This window comes from Georhizobium profundi (genome assembly GCF_003952725.1).
In the GTDB taxonomy this organism is placed as follows: domain Bacteria; phylum Pseudomonadota; class Alphaproteobacteria; order Rhizobiales; family Rhizobiaceae; genus Georhizobium; species Georhizobium profundi.
Map to the genome: position 1 here is coordinate 511,320 of NZ_CP032509.1, position 20,444 is coordinate 531,763.

Genomic DNA, 20,444 nt, shown 5'->3' on the forward strand with positions numbered 1-20,444 from the left:
CCTGCTTCTCTATTCCGCTGCCACGGTTTCGAGCCGGCTTCCGGCGGGCAGGCGGCAGATGATCGTCGTGCCGCGTCCTTCGACGCTGTCCACCTCGACGCGGCCGTCATGCAGGCTGACGAAGCTGTCGACGATGGAGAGACCGAGGCCGGCGCCACGACGACGACCGCCCGAGCCATGGCTCTCGAACCGCGAAAAGATCGTCTGCAGCATGTGCGCTGGGATGCCGGGACCCTGGTCAGACACCGAGAAAACGATGTCGCCGGCCTCGCGGCGGCAACGCAACTGGATCTGCGATCCCTCCGGCGCGAAATTCGCGGCGTTGCTCAGGAGCTTGGAGAGGATCTGGCGCACCCTCTGCCGATCGGCGACGAAGGTGCCCGGATGGGCGGGGGCGTCGACGGCGAGCGTCAGATCGCCCTCCTTCAGCCGATCGCTCATCAGGCTCGCCGCCTCGTCGAGAAGTTCGGCAATGTCGATCTCGCTGCGCTCCAGCGTCATGATGCCGGCATCGACCGTGGCGAGATCCAGGATGTCGTTGACGATCATCAAAAGCACGGAGGAGGACGTCGCGATGTGCTCCACATACTCGGCCTGCTTCGGATTGAGCGGCCCCGTCGTTTCGGTACGAAGCAGGTCGGCGAAACCGATGATGTTGGTAAGAGGGGTGCGCAACTCGTAGGAGACGTGCTTGACGAAGTCGTTCTTCAGCGCGTCCGCCTTGCGCAGCGCGTCGTTCTTCTCGGTCAACGCCTTTTCGACGCGCGCGCCATCCGTCACGTTAACGAAGGTGAGCATGGTCTGCGCGTTTGGCAGCGGCACGACGGCGTAATCGAGGATCAGCCCTGTCTTGAGATCGAAGCGGCCGGAATAGCTGCGGCGCTCTTCATCCAGACTGGTGATGATGGCCGAGAAATTGCGCCAGCCATCGTCTTCAGGATAAGCCGGCTCACAAACACGCGTGATGGTGCTGATATGCGTGCCGGGCTGCGCCTCGGCTTCGCCGATGCCCCAGAGAACGCGGAAGGCGGGGTTCGACAGCTTCAGCCGGCCATCGGCACCGAACACACACACCGCTTCGGCAAGATGATCGATGGTCTCGCCCTGCACCTTCACGAGCGTGTTGTAGCGCTGCTCCAGATCGACCTGCTCGGTGAGATTTTCGAAGACCCAGGTGGCTCCGCCCTGTGGGTGCGCCGTCGCGAACACGTTCAGCGTGCGGCCATCCGGCAGGTACCAGAAGTTCTGCTGCGGCTCGACGCTCTGATAGACGGCGAGCATCTGGTCCTTCCAGTCGCGCCAGGAGTGCTGCTCCGGCAACTTCCCGTCGACCCGCAGACGCTCCAGGAATTCCGCGTTGCCCGGCCGCGTCTCCAAGAAGGGCGTTTCGAGCCCAAACAGCTTCTGGAACGCCTGGTTGTAGAACTGCAGGCGCTGTTCGCGATCGAAGATCGCAACGGCTGTGGCCAAATGGTCGAGCGTCTCGGAATGGCTGCGCAGCGTGCGGGCAAGTTCCTCGCGCACGGCCTCGACATCGCTGATGTCGCTCGCCATGCCGGCCACGCCCATCGTCGAGCGCGCTTCCACCACGTCGTAGATCGTCCGGTTGCCGCGCACTACCGTCGACAGCTTGTCGGCAAAGGGGCGATCGGGCGTCGCTGCCATTCGGATGCGCTCGCGCTGGTGCGTGCCGATCAATTCGAGTTCGCGGCGCACCGCGTCTTCGCCATCCACGGCCTCGACAGCATGTGCATAGGCGCTGTTCACCCACAGAAGCCGGCCATCGGCCTGGCGGACCCAGAAGGGTTGGTCGATCGCATCCAGCACGTTCTGGATCGTTTCCATCGTCGTGGCCAAGCGGTCACGCTCGGCCTTCAGCGATGCGAGTTCTGCCCGCAGGTCTCCCAGCGCGAGGAACCGCACGAAGGCGCGGCCACCGGAAACGCGGCCTTGCGCCTCGAGCAGCTGGCCGCGCTGCGTCTCGATCACCACGTCGAAGGTCTCGCCACGAGCGCGCAAGAGATCAACCGCGTTTTCAAGCAAGGCGGCGGACTTCGCCTCCAGCCAGCGCCCGAAGGCGAGGAACGCGGCACGGGTTTCAGGCGCGCCTGCCTCGGTCGGCAGGTCTCCAAGAAGAACGGCGGAATTGTCATCGCCGTCCCAGACGATGATCCGGCGATCCTTGTCGACGATCAGCGCGTCGTAGCGGTCGATCTGTGTGGTGGCATCGCCGAGCCGGACCTTCAGCTCGACATTCTCGGCTTCGATCTTTGCCTTTTCGCGGATGAGCCAGATGGCAGACAGAAGCGCGGCCGAGACCGCGCCGATGACCGTTGCGCCACCGACGACGTCGATGGATGACAGCGCCCAACCGAAGGGGAGCGGGATCGCTTCCGCCGCAAACGCCAGATCCGGCGCCACGATCAATGCGGAGCTACCGGCGAAAGAGCTTGTCCAGATCGGTTTGCGCAAGTATCCGCGCGATGCGGCCGGTCGTGTTCCGTCATCCGCACTCCCATCGTCAGGCGCACTTTGTGTCCCGTCAGACCCCGACATTCGTCGTCCTCTCCGCAGCCCGGTGGACCGGCCTTCCACTGAAATGAAAGAGCCCCATCACGCGGGACCCGTCGCGGCGCCCCAGTTGTCCCCATGAAGCGCGCGCGAATCGTATGGTTAAGGGTACCTTTTCGCTGAATCGCCGAAAAGGCCGGAGCACCAAAAAGTAAGGCCGCGCCCTTTGGAAGGCGCGGCCTTGATCGGCTCAGGTCGGGAGACTGAGGATCAGTAGCGGTAGTGTTCCGGCTTGAACGGGCCGGTCTGCGACACGCCGATATAGTCGGCCTGCTCGGATGACAGCTCCGAAAGCGTCGCGCCGAGCTTGGCGAGATGGAGCTTGGCGACCTTCTCGTCGAGGTGCTTGGGCAGAACGTAGACTTCGTTCTGATACTGCTCGCCACGCGCGTAGAGTTCGATCTGTGCCAAGACCTGGTTGGTGAACGAGGCCGACATGACGAAGGACGGGTGACCCGTCGCGTTGCCGAGGTTGAGCAGGCGGCCTTCCGACAAAAGGATCATCCGCTTGCCGCCCGGGAACTCGATCATGTCGACCTGGGGCTTGATGTTGTCCCACTTGAAGTTCTTGAGCGCAGTGACCTGAATTTCGTTGTCGAAATGGCCAATGTTGCCGACGATCGCCATGTCCTTCATCTCGCGCATATGCTCGAGGCGAATGACGTCCTTGTTGCCGGTGGTCGTGATGAAGATGTCGGCCGTCGAGGCGACATCCTCGAGCGTGACGACCTCGAAGCCGTCCATGGCAGCCTGCAGTGCGCAGATCGGGTCGACTTCCGTAACCTTGACGCGAGCGCCGGCGCCTTTGAGCGAGGCAGCCGAGCCTTTGCCCACATCGCCATAGCCGCAGACGACGGCAACCTTGCCGGCCATCATGACGTCGGTGGCGCGGCGGATGCCGTCGACCAGCGATTCCTTGCAGCCGTACTTGTTGTCGAATTTCGACTTGGTGACGCTGTCGTTGACGTTGATCGCGGGGAAGGGCAGCAGGCCCTTCTTCTGCAGCTGGTAGAGGCGGTTCACGCCGGTGGTGGTCTCTTCCGTCACGCCCTTGATGGCGTCGCGCTGGCGGGCAAAGAAACCCGGCGTGGCGGCGAGGCGCTTCTTGATCTGCGCGAACAGGATCTCTTCTTCTTCCGAACCCGGGTTTGAAAGCACGTCCTCGCCGGCTTCAGCGCGGGCGCCGAGCAGGATGTACATGGTCGCATCGCCGCCATCGTCGAGGATCATGTTGGAGGTGCCGCCATCGGTCCACTGGAAGATGCGGTCGGTGTAGTTCCAGTAGTCTTCGAGCGTTTCACCCTTGACGGCGAAGACCGGCACGCCGGTTGCGGCGATCGCCGCTGCGGCATGATCCTGCGTCGAGAAGATGTTGCACGATGCCCAGCGGACTTCGGCGCCGAGAGCCGTGAGCGTCTCGATCAGCACCGCAGTCTGGATCGTCATGTGAAGCGAACCCGTGATACGGGCGCCCTTCAAAGGCTTGCTCTCGCCGAATTCCTCGCGGCAAGCCATCAGGCCCGGCATCTCGGTTTCGGCAATGGTGATTTCCTTGCGGCCGTAGGCTGCAAGCGACATGTCGGCAACGAGGAAATCGTCACCCTGGGCAGACTGCGTCTTGATGGCTGTGCTCATCGTCATCTCCGAAAGCGCGTCGAAGGCTCGCATGCGTGCAAGCCCAGTGACGGCAAAATAGCGTCATGGGCGCCCCATATCAGGGATCGGCGCCCCCATCAACTCACATATAAAGATTTCTTTATGTCGTTATGCGCTGAAAAGGGATCAGCACTCTTCGCCAAAGCGGTCGGCGACGAGATCCGCCAGAGCTTCCAGAGCCTGTGCGGCTTCGGGGCCGCTGGCTTCGACCGCGATTTCACAGCCGGGGCTGGCCGCCAGCATCATCAGGCCCATGATCGAGGTTCCGCCGACGCTGACGCCGTCCTTGCTGACGACGATCTCGGCGTCGAAACGCTCGACGGTCTGGACGAATTTTGCGGAGGCGCGCGCATGCAGGCCGCGCTTGTTCACGATCGACAGCGTTCGCTTCAACGGCTGGTCGATGGTGCTCATATCATTTGCCACTGAGGATACGGCTCGCGACATTGATGTATTTCCGGCCCGCATCCTGCGCCTCTTCGAGCGCCCTTTCCATGTTGCCATCGACCCGAACGCCGGCAAGCTTGATCAGCATCGGCAGGTTGACCCCGGCGATGACTTCGATCCGTCCGCCATCCATGACCGAAATCGAGAGATTGGAAGGCGTTCCACCGAACATGTCGGTCAAAATGATGACGCCCGACCCATTGTCTGCTCGGCCGACGGCGTCGACGATATCGAGGCGGCGCTGATCCATATCGTCGTCAGGACCGATACAGACGGTCTCCACCGACGCTTGCGGGCCGACAACATGCTCGAGCGCATGCTTGAACTCTTCCGCAAGCTTGCCGTGGGTGACAAGCACCAAACCGATCATCAAATGAGGGCTCCCGTCATTCTTTCATTATCGCGGCACGCATCACATGCCCCGGAGCGTCGGCGCAAATCTTGTCGAGCGACGGCGTGAGTGCAAGCGCAAAAAAGTCACATAAAGCCGTCGAATGGCTGAATCGTTACCGGCTACTACCCAAATAGGCCCAAAGATGTCGCAAGGGTTGCAATCGCAACGGCCGGCTCGCCGTATCTGAGAGGATGGATCGGGAGCGAGACGCCGTCCTGGAACGTCATTCGGGCCTCTTCCGGCACCCGCTCGGGGCCCAGCGGCGCCAGCACATGGTGCAGGACGGCACTTTGAATATGCGGAAGCGGAACGACGCCCGTTCCGCGTATCTCGATCAGTCCGGCGATCGGTGCGGGCGCGCTCGCGATCACGCGGCCGGCCTTCACGGTGATCCAGAGCCGATCATCGGCGACCAGCCTCGCGAATGTGCCGTTTGAGGAACAGGCATGGATGATTGCCAGCGCCAATGCGCTCTTGCCGGAGCCTGAAGGGCCGGTGATGAGCAGGCCGACTTCTCCCACGACGACAGCCGTTGCATGAATGTTGACGGCGGCGTCCACTGCGCTCAACGCGGTTCGGCAGGCAGTCGGATCAGGAAGCGGGCGCCCTTGATCGGACCGTCCTCGGTGTCACGCATGTTCTCGGCCGTCAGCGATCCGCCATGGACTTCGACGATCTGGCGGCTGATCGACAATCCCAGGCCGGAATTCTGGCCGAAATCCTCGCCTGCCGGGCGGTCCGTATAGAAGCGCTCGAAGATCCGGTCGATATCTTCGGCCTGGATGCCGGGCCCGTTGTCTTCCACGGTCACCCGATACCAGTCGCCCTTGCGGTCGATGGTCACCAAGATCCTGCCATCCTGATCGGGCACGAACGACCGGGCATTCTCGATGAGGTTCGTGACCACCTGACCGAGCCGCAGATCGTGACCGTGAACGATCGCCGCATTGCGCTGGGCCTGATCGAGTTTGACCGCAAGATCGATGCTGACCTGCTTGGCATTGGCATGGGCATGGCGGGCGAGCTCGACCAGTTCGGTCAACAGCTTCACCAAATCCACCCGTGATGCGTCCTGGCGCGTAAGTTCGGCATCCAGCCGCGAAGCATCCGAAATGTCGCTGATCAGGCGATCCAACCGGCGCACGTCGTGCTGGATGATTTCCAGGAGACGTTTCTTGTTCTCGTCCGTGCGGGCGAGCGGCAATGTTTCAACCGCGCTGCGCAACGAGGTCAGCGGGTTTTTGAGCTCGTGGCTGACATCGGCGGCGAAGCGCTCGATGGCGTCCATACGGTCGTAAAGGGCATTCGTCATGTCGCGGAGCGCGACCGACAGGTTGCCGATCTCGTCCTGCCGATCGGAAAAATCCGGGATCTCCTCGCGTGCCCGGGCACCACGCTTGACGCGCACAGCTGCAGCGGAAAGACGGCGGAGCGGATTGCCGATGGTGCTGGCGAGCAGCAGGGAAAGGACAATGGATACGGTGGCCGCCACCGCGAAAATGCGCACGATCGCCAGCCGCTCGGCATGCACGATCTTGTCGATATCGCCGGCCTGCGTGGACAGAAGCAGCACGCCAAGGACCGCACGGAAGCGCTGCACCGGCACGGCGACGGACACGATCAACTCGCCCTGGTCGGTGACGCGCACCACGGCGCCGCGCCCACCGGTCAACGCATTGACGACTTCGGGATAGATAGATCCGTCACCGCCCGGCTCTTCGCGATAGGTCGGCAGATTGCGCTGCTGGAGGAGACGGTTCACGCCATTGCCGATGCGGCCGAAAAAGCCTCCATCATCGGGCGAAACCGGTGGCAGGTCGTAGCGCAGCACCTGACCGCTCGAATAGAGGAAGCGGGAATCCAGGATGAGGTTGGCTTCGCCGTCATAGATGCGCGCACGGGTGCGCGTCGGCGAAATCAGCCGTCGAAGCACCGGTGCCACGCGTTCTGGATTGATGGGAAAATCGAGGTTCTCATCCAGCGAATTGGGCGCAATGCTTTCGCCGGCCTGCAATTCGAGCAGCTTCTCCGGATCGATGGTGATCGAATTGGTCTCGACCGTTGCCGAACCGGCAATCGCGCCGGCGATGATCTCACCCTGTGTTAGAAGACTTTCGACACGCGCGTCGATCAGGCCTTCGCGGAACTGGTTGAGATAAAGAATGCCGAAGACGAGGACGAGCAGACCGGCGAGGTTCAGAAAGAGGATGCGCCTGGTGAGGCTCGAAAAGACGATATTGCCAAAAACGCGCCGGATCAGCGTGAAGGGCAGGCTGAATGGTCGCGGGGCAGCGCGGCGCGGCCTGGCGGTCGCCCCGGACGGTCTGGTGCCGCCTTGCTGCGTTTCAGCGACCATGGCCGGTCGTCGTGCCTTTCATCCTCGCCCCCCAGATCTCAACGATGTCAGGCAGGCGTTTCGCGGAAGCGGTAGCCGACGCCGTAAAGCGTTTCGATCATGTCGAAACCGTCATCGACCATTTTGAACTTCTTGCGCAAGCGCTTGATGTGGCTGTCGATGGTGCGATCATCCACATAGACCTGCTCATCATAGGCGGCATCCATCAATGCGTCGCGACTTTTCACAACGCCGGGGCGCTGGGCGAGCGACTGGAGGATCAGAAACTCCGTGACGGTCAGCGTTACGGGCTCGTTCTTCCACGTGCAGGTATGCCGTTCCTGATCCATGATTAGCGAGCCGCGCTCCAGCGTCTTCGACGTGACTTGTCCGGGCTTTGCGGCGGCGGCGAGCTCGCGGCTGCTTGCGCGGCGCAAAACTGCGCGGACGCGCTCGACCAGAAGCCTCTGGGAGAAGGGCTTGGTGATGAAATCGTCGGCGCCCATCTTCAAGCCGAAGAGCTCGTCGATTTCCTCATCCTTGGAAGTGAGAAAGATGACGGGGATGTCGGACTTCTGGCGCAGGCGGCGCAGCAGCTCCATGCCATCCATGCGCGGCATCTTGATATCGAAGATCGCAAGCTGCGGTGGCCGGGCCAATAGTCCATCCAGCGCGGATGCCCCGTCGGTATAGGTCTCGACGCGGTATCCTTCCGATTCGAGCGCGATCGATACGGAGGTCAAGATATTCCGGTCATCATCGACAAGCGCGATGGTCTGCATTGGCAAAGTCTCCGTTGACATCCGGCGCGTCCCTTAGGCTGATTTCAGGTTGCTCGAAGCCCCACCCGCCCCGCGGCTCGCCGCGCGCCACACACGCGCAAACCAACCGTCTGCGCTACATGGGTATGAAGTAAGAACAAAGTGTGGCACGCCCGCACTCGCATGTCACCCGCGGCTTTTCATGCGGGCAGTGCCGCACTGCAGATCGTGGGGATGAACAACGAGCGATACAAACGATTTAAACTGTGGGTGACAATTTTAAATCGATTAATACTCTGATATTATTGCGAAATTACTGTTTCTTCGTGTTGCGTTGTCTCAGTGCTGACACTATGGTCCGGCTCCATTCAATCCGCCCCGCAAGCCAGGAGCAGGTGACATATGAAGCAGATCGGACGGCGCAATCAGGCCACCGACATTGCGACGATCGGATTTTCCGATGTCGCCAGCGTGCATTACAATCTGCCAGAAGCGGCTCTCTACGAGCACTCGATCGCGCGCGGCGAAGCCGAGCTGACGGTTCACGGTGCGCTCAGAGCTTTGACCGGCCAGCACACGGGCCGCTCGGCCAAGGACAAGTTCATCGTCCGTGACGAGCACACCGATGGCGTCATCTGGTGGGACAACAACAAGGCCATGTCGCGCGATCATTTCGATGCGCTACATGCTGATTTCCTCGCGCATGCCAAGGATATGGATCTCTTCGTCCAAGACCTCGTCGGTGGCGCCGATGCGGAAAACCAGCTGCCGACGCGCGTCGTCACGGAATATGCCTGGCATTCGCTCTTCATCCGCAATCTGCTGATCCGCCCGGCCCCTGAGACGCTGGATGATTTCCAGCCGAAGCTGACGATCATCGACCTGCCGAGCTTCCAGGCCGATCCCGAGCGGCACGGCTCGCGATCTAGCACAGTGATTGCCGCGGACCTGACGCGCGGCATCGTGCTCATTGGCGGAACGTCCTATGCGGGCGAGATGAAGAAGTCCGTCTTCACCGTTCTCAACCACCTCCTGCCCGCCAAGGGCGTCATGCCGATGCATTGCTCTGCGAACACCGGCCCGGCCGGCGACGCAGCGATCTTCTTCGGCCTTTCCGGCACCGGGAAGACGACGCTCTCTGCCGATCCGGCCCGCGTTCTCGTTGGTGACGACGAACATGGCTGGGGCGAAAACGGCATCTTCAATTTCGAAGGCGGCTGCTACGCCAAGACGATTCGTCTCTCACGCGAAGCCGAGCCGGAGATTTATGCAACGACGGAGCGTTTCGGCACGGTGTTGGAAAACGTCGTGCTCGACGAGCAGCGTCGTCCTCAGTTCGATGACGGATCGCTGACGGAGAACACCCGCTGCGCCTATCCGCTGCACTTCATTGCGAATGCAAGCTCGACGGGCACTGCGGCGCATCCGAAGAACATCATCATGCTGACGGCGGACGCCTTCGGCGTGCTGCCTCCCATCGCTCGGCTGACGCCGGCGCAGGCGATGTATCACTTCCTCTCGGGCTACACCGCAAAGGTTGCCGGCACCGAGAAGGGCGTGACCGAACCGGAAGCCACGTTCTCGACCTGCTTCGGCGCGCCCTTCATGCCGCGCCACCCTTCTGAATACGGCAACCTGCTGCGCGAACTGATCTCGCGCCACGGCGTGTCCTGCTGGCTCGTGAACACCGGCTGGACCGGCGGTGCCTATGGAACGGGCTCGCGCATGCCGATCCGCGCGACCCGTGCACTTCTCGCTGCCGCGCTCGACGGATCGCTCAACGAGGCAAGCTTCCGGACCGATCCGAATTTCGGCTTCGAAGTGCCGCTCGCCGTCCCCGGCGTCGATGCAACGATCCTCGATCCGCGCCGCACCTGGGCCGATGGCGACGCCTATAACCGGCAGGCCGAGAAGCTCGTTTCCATGTTCATCGCCAATTTCGAGAAGTTCGAAGAACATGTGGGCGGCGACGTGCTGGGGGCGGCACCCCGGCTTCCCATGGCGGCCGAATAAGCCACGCTTCTCTTGCTACGGAAGGCCCGCGACCCGGAATGGTCGCGGGCCTTTGTTTTTGCGGTCGCCATCTTTTCTTTTTCTTGGCCGCAGCGCACATGAGGACATGGCCAGCGACGACCTCATCATCACACGTTCGATCACCATCAAAGGGTGGGAGCTGACGGAGCAGTTCATCACCTCCGCCGGCCCTGGCGGACAGAACGTCAACAAGGTCGCCACCGCGGTTCAGTTACGGTTTAATGCCGCAAACTCGCCCTCGCTCACGGACCGGGTGAAGGAAAACGCGCTGAAGCTCGCCGGGCGCCGCGCGACCAAGGATGGCGATATCGTGCTGGAAGCAAACCGCTTCCGGACCCAGGAGCGGAACAGGGAAGATGCCCGGGACAGGTTGCGGGAGCTCATTGCCAAGGCAGCCGAACCGCCCCCACCACCGCGCAAGAAGACGCGACCTGGGCGCGGCGCCATCGAGCGCCGCCTGAAAGCGAAGTCGGAGCGCGGCTCGATCAAGAAGATGCGCGGCAAAGTGGATGATTGAGGCATCGTCGGAACGGGATCGCATTCCGGAAGGCTTCCGCTACCTCCCTGCCTATCTGACATTGGACGATCAGCGGGCGCTTCTGGAAGACATTCGACGCGTCGTGGCACAGGCACCGCTCTACGTGCCGCGCATGCCACGCACCGGCAAGGCGCTGAGCGTGCGGATGACGAACTGCGGCGACCTTGGCTGGATGACGGACCAGGCCGGTGGCTATCGCTATCAACCCAACCATCCTGCGACTGGCAAGCCGTGGCCGGCGATCCCTGAGGTGCTTCTGGATCTGTGGCGTGATCTCTCAGGCGCCGATTTTCCGCCGGAAGCCTGTCTCGTCAATTTCTACGACGCGGATGCGCGGATGGGATTGCACCAGGACAAGGACGAGCAGAATCTCGAAGCACCAGTCCTTTCCATCTCTCTCGGCGACGATTGCCGCTTCCGGATCGGTGGACCAGTACGCGGCGGCCCTACGGCGTCTCTCAAGCTGAACAGCGGTGACATCGTCGTGCTCGGCGGACGCGCCCGCCTCGCCTATCACGGCGTCGACCGCATCTACGCCGGCACCTCGACGCTCCTGAAGAACGGCGGGCGGATCAATCTGACGCTGCGGCGGGTGACGGCAGCAGAGGCTTCCGGAACCGGGAGTTAACGCTTGGGCTGTAATCTCGCGGGCAGACCCAGCGCGAGCCTTCCATGTCCACGATCGAGAGCCTAGCGACCAAGACGCCTTTGCGAATGCCGGCACGGTTTCTGATCGGCGAGAACGCCCCGATCCTGCTGATCATCGCACTGCATGGGGCGGCGGTTCTCGCCGTTCGGGACTGGATCGGATACGACGGGCTCGCGCACCCGCTTTATTTCCAACAGTGGACCACGCTCTACCTCGTGATGTGCCCGATCCTGATGATCGCCGGCATCCTGTTCATGATCGTCCACCGCACGAACGACTGGCACGAGAGGCGGCTTCTGCTGCAGCAGGCGACGTCTGCAAATCGTATCGCGACATTCACGTCCGGCCTCGTGCTGTTGATGGCACTCATGCTCTTCATGGGCAGCTTCACGACGTTCAAGACGATGATGCCGACGCTTCGTGGCGGCTTCCTCTATGATCGCGCGCAAGCCGATTGGGATGCCTGGCTGCATTTCGGGCATGAGCCGTGGACGTTGATGCAGGGATGGCTCGCGAGCGACTGGATTCGCCAGGCGATCGAATTCAACTACAACGTCGTCTGGTTTCTGGTGTGCTTTCTGCCGTTGTTCTGGATCGCGGTTTCGCCGCGCGCTTCGGCCATTCGCACACGCTATTTTGTCTGTTTCACCCTCAGCTGGATCGTGATCGGCAATCTGCTGGCGCTCGCGTGGATTTCGGCAGGGCCTGCTTTCTACCACCACGTGACCGGCGATATGGAGCGCTTCGCCGGCCTCTTGGCCTTCATTGCCCAAGGCGAAGGGTCCGCTCATTCAGCCGCACGTTTCCAGGACTATCTCTGGTCGACCTATACGCGCGGAGATATGGCGTTCGGAACGGGCATTTCCGCCTTTCCCAGCATGCATGTCGGGCTTGCTGCGCTGAACGCGGTCTTTCTCTTCGACTACAGCCGCAGACTTGGCGCCATTGCCTTCGCCTATCTTGGGCTGGTTCTGGCAAGTTCGGTCTATCTCGGATGGCACTACGCCATCGACGGGTATGTCTCGATCCTCGTCGTTGTCGCGCTCCATCTCGCCCTCAAGGGGATCGAGGGGCGCTCCTCCCGGATCAAAGCTTCCTGAGCGCCACCTGTTCGATCAGGTGGTTCTCGCCCTTCTTGAGGATCAGGTCCGCGCGGGGGCGGGTGGGCAGGATGTTTTCGCGCAGGTTCTTCAGATTGATGTTTTGCCAAAGGCCTTCCGCCACGGCGCGTGCGGCGTCTTCGGAAATCGTGACATAACGGTTGAAGAATGACTCGGGGTTTTTGAACGCCGTTTCCCGCAGGCGCATGAAGCGTTCCACATACCATTTGTGGATCAGCTCTTCAGGCGCATCGATATAGATCGAGAAATCGAAGAAATCGGAGACGAAGGGCACGATCTTCCCGTCTTCCGGCAAGGCGCGCACCTGCAGCACGTTGATGCCCTCGAAGATCAGGATGTCCGGGCGGTCGACCGTCTGGAACTCGCCCGGCAGTACATCGTAGGTTAGGTGCGAATAGAGCGGCGCCTGGACGTTTGGTTGTCCCGCCTTGATCGCCGACAGGAACCGCAGCACCTGGCCGATATCGTAGCTTTCTGGAAAGCCCTTGCGGTCCATCATGCTGTCGCGCCGTAGCGTCGCGTTCGGGTAAAGAAAGCCGTCTGTCGTCACCAGATCGACCTTGGGGCTCGACGGCCAGCGTTTCAGAAGCTCTTGGAGCACGCGGGCCGTGGTGGATTTGCCCACCGCAACCGATCCCGCAATGCCTATGACGAAGGGTGTCTTGGTCGTGTTCTGCGCGTTGAGGAAGTGCGTTCGCTGCTTGAACAGCAGTTGTGTCGCCTCGACATGCGCAGACAGAAGCCGCGATACAGCAAGATAGATGCGGCTGACTTCATCGACGTCGATCGGATCGTTGAGGGATCGAAGCCGGCCGATCTCGTCGGCTGTCAACGTCAGCGGCGTGTCGGCCCTGAAACGCGACCATTCCTCGGCGGAGAAGATGCGATAGGGCGAATAGGTGCCCGGTCTGAAATGATCGAGGCCGATATCCTCGCCAAAGCCCGTATCGCGCTTCATCGCGGCGAGGCGCTCCCGGCGCGATCGGCCTTCTCCTGAAGGCCGGATTTTCCGGTGCGGCGCTCGAGTTCCGCCATGATCTCGGCGAGCGGAATATCGGCAATTTTCAGGACGACGAGCAGATGGTAGAGTAGATCCGCGCTTTCCCCGACCAGTTCCGCCCGATCCTGGCCAACGGCCGCAATCACCGTTTCAACCGCTTCCTCGCCAAGCTTCTGGGCGGCCTTTTCACGTCCTTTAGACACCAGTCGGGCCGTCCAGGATTCGTCAGGCGAGGCTGCTGCGCGTTCCGCCACGATCGCTTCCAGCCGGGAAAGATCGAAACCACTCATACGTCACTGTCCCTGCCCAAAAGCCGCCTCGGGTCATGTCGCGTTTCCTGAAAACGCGCAATCACTCTCGGATCTTCGTTCGTCGCGTTTTCAAACCGTATCCACTCCATTTGGCAACGCTCTAGTCAAGCCGCACCGCGATGCCGGCGGCGGCCATGTGGCGCTTGGCTTCATCGATGGTAAACGTGCCGAAATGGAAGATCGAAGCCGCGAGCACCGCCGTTGCATGTCCGTCGCGGATCCCTTCGACCAGATGGTCAAGCGTTCCGACCCCGCCCGACGCGATGACGGGTGCCCGCACGGCGTCCGCTATGCTTCGGGTCAAGGCGATATCGAAGCCGCTCTTGGTGCCATCCCGGTCCATGGAGGTCAGTAGCAGTTCGCCCGCGCCACGGTCGACCATGTCGATGGCGAATTCGATGGCGTCGATGCCGGTTTCCTTGCGCCCACCGTGGGTGAAGATTTCCCAGCGCGCTTTCTCGTCAGGCCCAGAGACCTTCTTGGCATCGATCGCGACGACGATGCACTGATTTCCGAACTTGTCGGCCGCTTCGTTGACGAAGGCGCGGTTGTTCACCGCTGCCGTGTTGATCGACACCTTGTCGGCGCCGGCGAGCAGCAATTTCCGGATATCGGCGACAGCGCGAACGCCGCCGCCGACCGTCAACGGCATGAAGCATTGCTCGGCCGTGCGGGCGACGACGTCGAAGATCGTCTCGCGGTTGTCGGAGGATGCAGTGATATCGAGAAAGCAAAGCTCATCGGCACCCGCCGCGTCGTAGGCCTTTGCCGCTTCCACTGGATCGCCCGCGTCGATCAGATCGACGAAATTGACGCCTTTGACGACGCGGCCGTCCTTCACGTCGAGGCAGGGGATGACGCGAGACTTGAGGCTCATTTGCCGGATTCCTTAGCCGACTTCAAAACGTCGAGGGCCTCGGCTGGATCGAGCCTTCCATCGTAGAGTGCCCGTCCCGTGATCGCACCTTCAAGGCGCGCCGCGTCCGGCATTGTCATGCGGACGACATCGGCGATGGAAGCGAGCCCACCGGATGCGATGACCGGAATGGAGACCGCGTCGGCCAGTTCCAGCGTGCTGTCCCAATTGATGCCGGTCAGAATGCCGTCCCGGTCGATATCGGTGTAGATGATCGCCGCGACGCCGGCGCCTTCGAACTTGCGGGCAAGCTCGATCACGCCGAGTTCGGAGGCTTCCGCCCACCCTTCAACGGCAACCTTTCCGCCCTTGGCATCAATGCCGACGGCGATCTTGCCGGGGAAGCGCTTGCAGGCTTCAATCACGAGTGCCGGATCACGCACGGCAACTGTGCCGAGGATGACGCGGGCGAGTCCCTTGTCGAGCCAGGCCTCGATCTGCTCGATCGTGCGAATGCCGCCGCCAAGCTGCACCGGATTGTCGGTGGCCTTCAGAATGGCTTCCACAGCAGCACCATTGACGCTCGATCCGGCGAAAGCGCCGTCGAGATCTACCACATGGAGCCACTCGAAGCCCTGGTCCTGGAATGCCCGGGCCTGTGCGGCCGGGTCGGTGTTGTAGACCGTCGCCTGCGCCATATCGCCAAGCTTCAGACGCACGCACTGACCCTCTTTCAGGTCGATGGCAGGAAAAAGGATCATGGGGCCCAACGCAGGAAATTGGCGATGAGAGCGAGGCCGAGTGTCTGGCTCTTTTCGGGGTGAAACTGGGTGCCGGCACGATTGTCGCGCGCGACGATCGCAGTCATCGCGCCTCCATAGTCGGTGGTCGCGACGACGTCTTCCGGACGGCTGGCGGCAAGGTGATAGGAGTGCACGAAATAGGCGTGCAGCCCGTCGCGCCCGGTCGGGATGCCGGCGAGCAGCGGGTGGTCGCTGCGCTGATCGATGGTGTTCCAACCGATCTGCGGGATCTTCAGAGCGGGATCGCTGGGGCTCATCTCGACGACGTCGCCCGCAATCCAATCGAGGCCGTGCGTCACGGTCTTTTCCAGCCCGCGGGTCGACATGAGCTGCATGCCGACGCAAATGCCGAGGAACGGTCGGCCGTTTGCGATGACAGCTTCGTCCAGCGCGTCGCACATGCCGTCGACGGCAGCGAGACCGGCCGCACAGTCGGCGTAGGCACCGACGCCGGGCAGCACGATGCGATCTGCGTGCCGAACGATGTCCGGATCGGCCGTGAGGTGGATGTCAGCGGCAAGTCCTGCCTCACGAGCGGCGCGCTCGAAAGCCTTCGTGGCCGAACGCAGATTGCCGGAGCCATAATCGATGATCGCGACCTGCATGGTCAGCGCACTCCATTCCATTCAAACATGCCGAAGCTCTCCTCTGGCCTCTGAAAGCCGGGTTTCGTGCCAACGGGCCTTTTCTCACGCACATCCGGTTCAGTTTTGTCCACGGAACCAGTCGCTGCGGGCCTGGCGAAGAAAACTTCTTCGGCCTCATCAAGCGAAGTTGCGTCGACCAGGGCATCCATCGTCCAGCCACGCGCTTCCAGCTTCGATGCACGCAGCCGGTTGCCCTCGAGACCGGCATAAAGCGATGTCGCAACCGACAGCGCAAAGCCAGTGGCGAAGGTATCGCCTGTTGCCATGAGCCAGTTGGTGACGGCAGTGACAAGAAAAAAGACCCCTGCCCACAACCACATGCGGTGCCAGAGGAACCAGAAGACCGGGAAGATGAAGGCGAGCGGCGCAAAGCCATCGCGAATGAAGCGCGTCTCGATCCCGTCCGGGTCGCCGCCCGGCGGCGTCATCACCACGAAGGTTTTCATTCGGTCATCTCTCTTCGTCGAGCAGCGATCGCTTAGACGAGAATGCCCTTGGTGGACGGGATGCGGTCGGCCGCGCGCGGATCGATCTCCATCGCAGTCCGCAACACGCGCGCAACCGCCTTGAAGCAGGTTTCAGCGATATGATGGCTGTTGGCGCCCGCGAGATTGGTGACATGCAGCGTGATGCCGGCATGCTGGCTGAACGCCTGGAAGAACTCTCGCACCAGCTCGGTGTCGAAGTTGCCGATCTTTTCGGTCGGAAAGGTTACGTTCCAGACGAGAAACGGGCGGCCGGAAACGTCGATCGCGGCGCGGGTGAGCGCTTCGTCCATGGCAAGATCGAGCGAGGCATAGCGCGTGATGCCCTTGCGGTCGCCGAGCGCTTTCGAAAACGCCTGGCCGAGCGTGATGCCGGTATCCTCGACGGTGTGGTGATCGTCGATGTGCAGATCGCCTTTCGCCCGCACTTCGATATCGCTCATGGAGTGTCGCGCCAGCTGGTCCAGCATGTGATCGAAGAAGCCGACGCCGGTCTCCATCGAGGCCCGTCCGGTCCCGTCGATGGCGACACTCACCGAAATGTCGGTTTCGTTCGTCTTGCGTGCGATGCGGGCGCTGCGACCTTCGCTCACGCCCCTGTCCTTCGATGCCATGCTCAAGCTCCGCCGGGAATATGCGCGCTGCATATCAGGCCACTTGTAAAGAATCCAGAACAGGCCGCCGTTCCGGCCCCAATTGCAAAGGCTTCAGCGCTTCTTACATAAGACCTCGAATTCCATTGGCGGCTCGCGGCCGATGTTCTCCGGACCGGTCGAGCCCATTTCTCCCGACGTTCAAGGACTGAATTTTCATGAGCGATCACGATCCCTACGGCACGATGCATGCCACCACGATCATCACCGTGCGCAAGGGCGGACAGGTGGTGATGGCCGGCGACGGCCAGGTCAGCCTCGGCCAGACCATCATGAAAGGCAATGCGCGCAAGGTGCGCCGGCTCGGCAAGGGCGATGTCATCGCCGGATTCGCCGGTGCCACGGCCGACGCCTTTACCCTTCTGGAACGCCTCGAAGCGAAGCTCGAGCAATATCCCGACCAGCTGATGCGCGCCGCAGTCGAGCTCGCCAAGGACTGGCGCACCGACCGCTATCTGCGCCGGCTGGAGGCGATGATGCTCGTCGCCGACCGATCCGTAACCCTTGCGATTACCGGCAATGGCGACGTTCTCGAGCCGGAGCACGGCACGATCGCGATCGGATCAGGCGGCAACTATGCCTTCGCGGCCGCACGGGCGCTTATGGACACGGACCTTGGCGCCGAAGAGATCGCGCGCAAGGCGATGAGCATCGCCGGTGATATCTGCGTCTACACCAATGGCAATGTGGTGGTGGAGCTTCTGGACGACGCGGCCTGAGATCTCTCGGCCACTCACCCCGCTCCACGCATTGCACAGCACAGGACATATTCTCAATGACCGTTTTTTCTCCGCGCGAGATCGTTTCCGAGCTCGACCGGTTCATCATCGGACAGAACGATGCGAAGCGCGCCGTTGCCATTGCACTGCGCAACCGCTGGCGCCGCCAGCAGCTCGATGAGAGCCTGCGCGACGAGGTGATGCCGAAGAACATCCTGATGATCGGACCGACAGGCGTCGGCAAGACCGAGATCTCGCGCCGTCTGGCGAAGCTCGCCGGCGCGCCCTTCATCAAGGTCGAGGCGACGAAATTCACCGAAGTCGGCTATGTCGGCCGTGACGTGGAGCAGATCATCCGCGATCTGGTCGAGGTCGGCATCGGCCTTGGTCGCGAGCGCAAGCGTCAGGAAGTGAAAGCAAAAGCCCACCTTTCCGCCGAAGACCGGGTTCTCGACGCACTTGTCGGCTCGACAGCTTCGCCGGCGACGCGCGACTCGTTCCGCAAGAAGCTGCGTGAAGGCCTGCTCGACGACAAGGAAATCGAGATCGAGGTGGCCGATACCGGGTCGGGCATGCCGCTCGATATCCCTGGCATGCCGGGCGCCAACATTGGCGTGCTCAACCTGTCCGACATGCTCGGCAAGGCGATGGGCAAGCGCACCAAGAAGATCAAGACAACCGTCAAGCAGTCCTACCAGCAACTGATCGAAGACGAGGCCGACAAGCTGATCGACGACGAGCAGATCGCGCGTGAAGCGGTGCGGGCCGTGGAGAATGACGGCATCGTCTTCCTCGATGAAATCGACAAGATCGCCGCCAAGAACGGTGGGATGGGTGCGGGCGTGTCCCGCGAAGGCGTGCAGCGCGACCTTCTTCCGCTGGTCGAAGGCACGACGGTCGCCACCAAATACGGGCCGGTCAAGACTGACCACGTGCTCTTCATCGCGTCCGGCGCCTTCCACGTCTCGAAACCCTCGGACCTCTTGCCGGAATTGCAGGGGCGTCTGCCGATCCGCGTCGAGCTGCGGGCACTGACGAAGGAAGATTTCCGCCGTATCCTGACCGAGACGGAAGCCAGCCTGATCAAGCAATATGTTGCGCTGATGGGCACCGAGCAGGTGGAACTCAGCTTCACCGACGATGCCATCGATGCGCTGGCAGGCGTCGCGGTCGATCTCAATGCAAGCGTCGAGAACATCGGCGCCCGGCGGCTGCAGACGGTGATGGAACGCGTGCTCGACACGATCTCGTTCGAGGCACCCGACCAGTCCGGCACAACGTATGTGATCGATGCCGACTATGTTCGCAAGCATGTGGGCGATCTGGCGAAGAACACCGATCTGTCGCGCTACGTTCTCTAGCCCAGCTGGCCATTGTGGCGATTCGGCACCGCGTGGATACTTTCGTTCACGCGGTGCTCTATTCGGCTGCGATCCATCTCGACATCAAGGATCGCTCGTCGCTATTCATCGCCTATTCTATGAGGGCTGAAAGCGATGATTCCCGGCGGCTGGACACATGTCTTCTGCTTGACGGTGGGGCTTCTTGTTGCTGCGCTTCCGGCGCAAGCGGCCGGACGGCCGGTGCCTGAAGGAAACCGCTTCGCCGAACAACCGGCCGTGCCGGGCGCATCGAGCCGCCGGACATCCGGGCTCAACACGACGTTCGAAGCAAAATACCGTCGGATTTACGATCTGCTCGCTTCTGACGAGGGTCTGCGCACAAAAATCCGCTCGGCAGGCCGTGCTTACGGCATCGACCCGATCCACATTGTCGGTGCGCTGGTTGGCGAACACACCTACAATGTCGACGCCTATGATCGGCTCCAATCTTATTACGTAAAGGCCGTCGCTTACGCCGGCGAACGCTTCTCATTCGGCTACAAGGGCGAAAACGTCCTCACCTTCGTCGCCCGCGAGCCTTTTGCCCATTGCGGCGAGCTGACCGGCTCCTACGCGCTCTGGTCCTGCCGCGAACGCGTCTGGGACAACGTCTTTCGCGGCCGCACAGTTGAAGGCGCCCGCTACCCGAACGATCGGTTCTCGGCCGTCTTCTTCCAGCCTTTCTTTGCCGGCCAGACCTTCGGCCTCGGTCAGATCAATCCGCTGACGGCGCTGAAGATGTCGGATCGCGTCAACAAGGTTTCGGGCTATCCGAAACTTCAGGCGGATGATCCCATCGGGGTCTACCAGGCGATCATGGATCCCGACCGGTCGCTCGCCTACATGGCTGCAATCCTCGCCTCGTCCATCGAGGTCTATAAGCGCGTCGCCAATTTCGACATTTCGACCAATCCAGGCATCACCGCCACGCTCTACAATGTCGGCGATCCCGATCTGCGCGCTGCCGTTCTTGCCCGCCGCAATGGCGGTGGCGGTCGTCATCTGCCTGAAGAGAATTATTACGGCTGGCTGGTGAACGATCGGCTGGAAGAACTGCGGACGTTGTTCCCCGAAAGCTGAGC

Annotated in this window: 21 protein-coding genes; 7 read left to right on the forward strand and 14 right to left on the reverse strand. The window is 61.8% G+C overall.

The window, feature by feature from the left end; genetic code table 11:
• Positions 1 to 9: 9 nt before the first annotated feature.
• The 7 genes from D5400_RS02430 to D5400_RS02460 all read right to left on the reverse strand — a co-directional run bounded on the left by D5400_RS02430 (position 10) and on the right by D5400_RS02460 (position 8,185).
• On the reverse strand, positions 10 to 2,556 hold the full coding sequence (locus tag D5400_RS02430) for a sensor histidine kinase (protein ID WP_126007322.1): 2,547 nt from the start codon (positions 2,554 to 2,556) through the stop codon (positions 10 to 12).
• 225 nt (positions 2,557 to 2,781) lie between these two features.
• On the reverse strand, positions 2,782 to 4,206 hold the full coding sequence (ahcY, locus tag D5400_RS02435; RefSeq protein WP_425364897.1) for an adenosylhomocysteinase: 1,425 nt from the start codon (positions 4,204 to 4,206) through the stop codon (positions 2,782 to 2,784).
• A gap of 147 nt (positions 4,207 to 4,353) precedes the next feature.
• Entirely contained in the window at positions 4,354 to 4,641 is a 288-nt protein-coding gene (locus D5400_RS02440; RefSeq protein WP_126007324.1) for an HPr family phosphocarrier protein, read from the reverse strand.
• A gap of 1 nt (position 4,642) precedes the next feature.
• Positions 4,643 to 5,044 carry a PTS sugar transporter subunit IIA gene (locus D5400_RS02445; RefSeq protein ID WP_126007326.1) on the reverse strand — a complete coding sequence of 134 codons (402 nt, stop codon included), beginning with the start codon at positions 5,042 to 5,044 and terminating at the stop codon, positions 4,643 to 4,645.
• A gap of 146 nt (positions 5,045 to 5,190) precedes the next feature.
• The gene (locus D5400_RS02450; RefSeq protein WP_245451509.1) at positions 5,191 to 5,628 is read right to left on the reverse strand and encodes an HPr kinase/phosphorylase; all 438 of its coding nucleotides are present in this window, start codon (positions 5,626 to 5,628) and stop codon (positions 5,191 to 5,193) included.
• Between the two features lie 5 nt (positions 5,629 to 5,633).
• Positions 5,634 to 7,424 (reverse strand): sensor histidine kinase, encoded by a 1,791-nt coding sequence (locus D5400_RS02455; protein WP_126007330.1) that lies wholly within the window; start codon positions 7,422 to 7,424, stop codon positions 5,634 to 5,636.
• Between the two features lie 47 nt (positions 7,425 to 7,471).
• The gene (locus D5400_RS02460; RefSeq protein ID WP_205665505.1) at positions 7,472 to 8,185 is read right to left on the reverse strand and encodes a response regulator transcription factor; all 714 of its coding nucleotides are present in this window, start codon (positions 8,183 to 8,185) and stop codon (positions 7,472 to 7,474) included.
• Between the two features lie 381 nt (positions 8,186 to 8,566).
• Between D5400_RS02460 and D5400_RS02465 the strand changes: the two genes are divergently transcribed.
• From D5400_RS02465 to D5400_RS02480, 4 genes are all read left to right on the forward strand, one after another.
• Positions 8,567 to 10,177: a phosphoenolpyruvate carboxykinase gene (locus D5400_RS02465; RefSeq protein ID WP_126007334.1), complete on the forward strand. Its 1,611-nt coding sequence runs from the start codon at positions 8,567 to 8,569 to the stop codon at positions 10,175 to 10,177.
• A 106-nt stretch (positions 10,178 to 10,283) separates the two neighbouring features.
• Entirely contained in the window at positions 10,284 to 10,715 is a 432-nt protein-coding gene (gene arfB / locus D5400_RS02470; protein WP_126007337.1) for an alternative ribosome rescue aminoacyl-tRNA hydrolase ArfB, read from the forward strand.
• Positions 10,708 to 11,364, forward strand: coding sequence for an alpha-ketoglutarate-dependent dioxygenase AlkB family protein (locus D5400_RS02475; RefSeq protein WP_126007339.1), 657 nt, complete (start codon positions 10,708 to 10,710; stop codon positions 11,362 to 11,364). The genes arfB and D5400_RS02475 overlap by 8 nt, the downstream gene beginning before the upstream one ends.
• A gap of 44 nt (positions 11,365 to 11,408) precedes the next feature.
• A complete protein-coding gene (locus tag D5400_RS02480; RefSeq protein ID WP_126007341.1) occupies positions 11,409 to 12,485 on the forward strand; it encodes a phosphatase PAP2 family protein in 1,077 nt (358 codons plus the stop codon).
• Here D5400_RS02480 and coaA read toward each other — a convergent pair.
• The 7 genes from coaA to hisB all read right to left on the reverse strand — a co-directional run bounded on the left by coaA (position 12,472) and on the right by hisB (position 17,222).
• Positions 12,472 to 13,464: a type I pantothenate kinase gene (gene coaA, locus D5400_RS02485; protein ID WP_126007342.1), complete on the reverse strand. Its 993-nt coding sequence runs from the start codon at positions 13,462 to 13,464 to the stop codon at positions 12,472 to 12,474. The genes D5400_RS02480 and coaA overlap by 14 nt on opposite strands.
• A complete protein-coding gene (locus tag D5400_RS02490) occupies positions 13,461 to 13,796 on the reverse strand; it encodes a phosphoribosyl-ATP diphosphatase (RefSeq protein WP_126007344.1) in 336 nt (111 codons plus the stop codon). The genes coaA and D5400_RS02490 overlap by 4 nt, the downstream gene beginning before the upstream one ends.
• A gap of 121 nt (positions 13,797 to 13,917) precedes the next feature.
• Positions 13,918 to 14,694 (reverse strand): imidazole glycerol phosphate synthase subunit HisF, encoded by a 777-nt coding sequence (gene hisF, locus D5400_RS02495; RefSeq protein WP_126007346.1) that lies wholly within the window; start codon positions 14,692 to 14,694, stop codon positions 13,918 to 13,920.
• A complete protein-coding gene (hisA, locus tag D5400_RS02500) occupies positions 14,691 to 15,434 on the reverse strand; it encodes a 1-(5-phosphoribosyl)-5-[(5-phosphoribosylamino)methylideneamino]imidazole-4-carboxamide isomerase (RefSeq protein WP_126007348.1) in 744 nt (247 codons plus the stop codon). Before hisA ends, hisF begins: the two co-directional genes overlap by 4 nt.
• Positions 15,431 to 16,081 carry an imidazole glycerol phosphate synthase subunit HisH gene (gene hisH, locus D5400_RS02505; RefSeq protein WP_126007350.1) on the reverse strand — a complete coding sequence of 217 codons (651 nt, stop codon included), beginning with the start codon at positions 16,079 to 16,081 and terminating at the stop codon, positions 15,431 to 15,433. Before hisH ends, hisA begins: the two co-directional genes overlap by 4 nt.
• A 2-nt stretch (positions 16,082 to 16,083) precedes the next feature.
• Positions 16,084 to 16,569 carry a DUF2628 domain-containing protein gene (locus D5400_RS02510; RefSeq protein WP_126007352.1) on the reverse strand — a complete coding sequence of 162 codons (486 nt, stop codon included), beginning with the start codon at positions 16,567 to 16,569 and terminating at the stop codon, positions 16,084 to 16,086.
• A 32-nt stretch (positions 16,570 to 16,601) separates the two neighbouring features.
• Positions 16,602 to 17,222 carry an imidazoleglycerol-phosphate dehydratase HisB gene (gene hisB / locus D5400_RS02515; protein ID WP_126007354.1) on the reverse strand — a complete coding sequence of 207 codons (621 nt, stop codon included), beginning with the start codon at positions 17,220 to 17,222 and terminating at the stop codon, positions 16,602 to 16,604.
• A 197-nt stretch (positions 17,223 to 17,419) separates the two neighbouring features.
• Here hisB and hslV point away from each other — a divergent pair, with 197 nt between their 5' ends.
• From hslV to D5400_RS02530, 3 genes are all read left to right on the forward strand, one after another.
• Positions 17,420 to 17,980, forward strand: a complete 561-nt coding sequence (gene hslV / locus D5400_RS02520; protein ID WP_126007356.1) for an ATP-dependent protease subunit HslV — start codon at positions 17,420 to 17,422, stop codon at positions 17,978 to 17,980.
• Positions 17,981 to 18,036: 56 nt separating this feature from the next.
• Positions 18,037 to 19,341: an ATP-dependent protease ATPase subunit HslU gene (gene hslU / locus D5400_RS02525; protein WP_126007358.1), complete on the forward strand. Its 1,305-nt coding sequence runs from the start codon at positions 18,037 to 18,039 to the stop codon at positions 19,339 to 19,341.
• A gap of 135 nt (positions 19,342 to 19,476) precedes the next feature.
• Positions 19,477 to 20,442 (forward strand): DUF1402 family protein, encoded by a 966-nt coding sequence (locus D5400_RS02530; protein WP_126007360.1) that lies wholly within the window; start codon positions 19,477 to 19,479, stop codon positions 20,440 to 20,442.
• Positions 20,443 to 20,444: the final 2 nt, after the last annotated feature.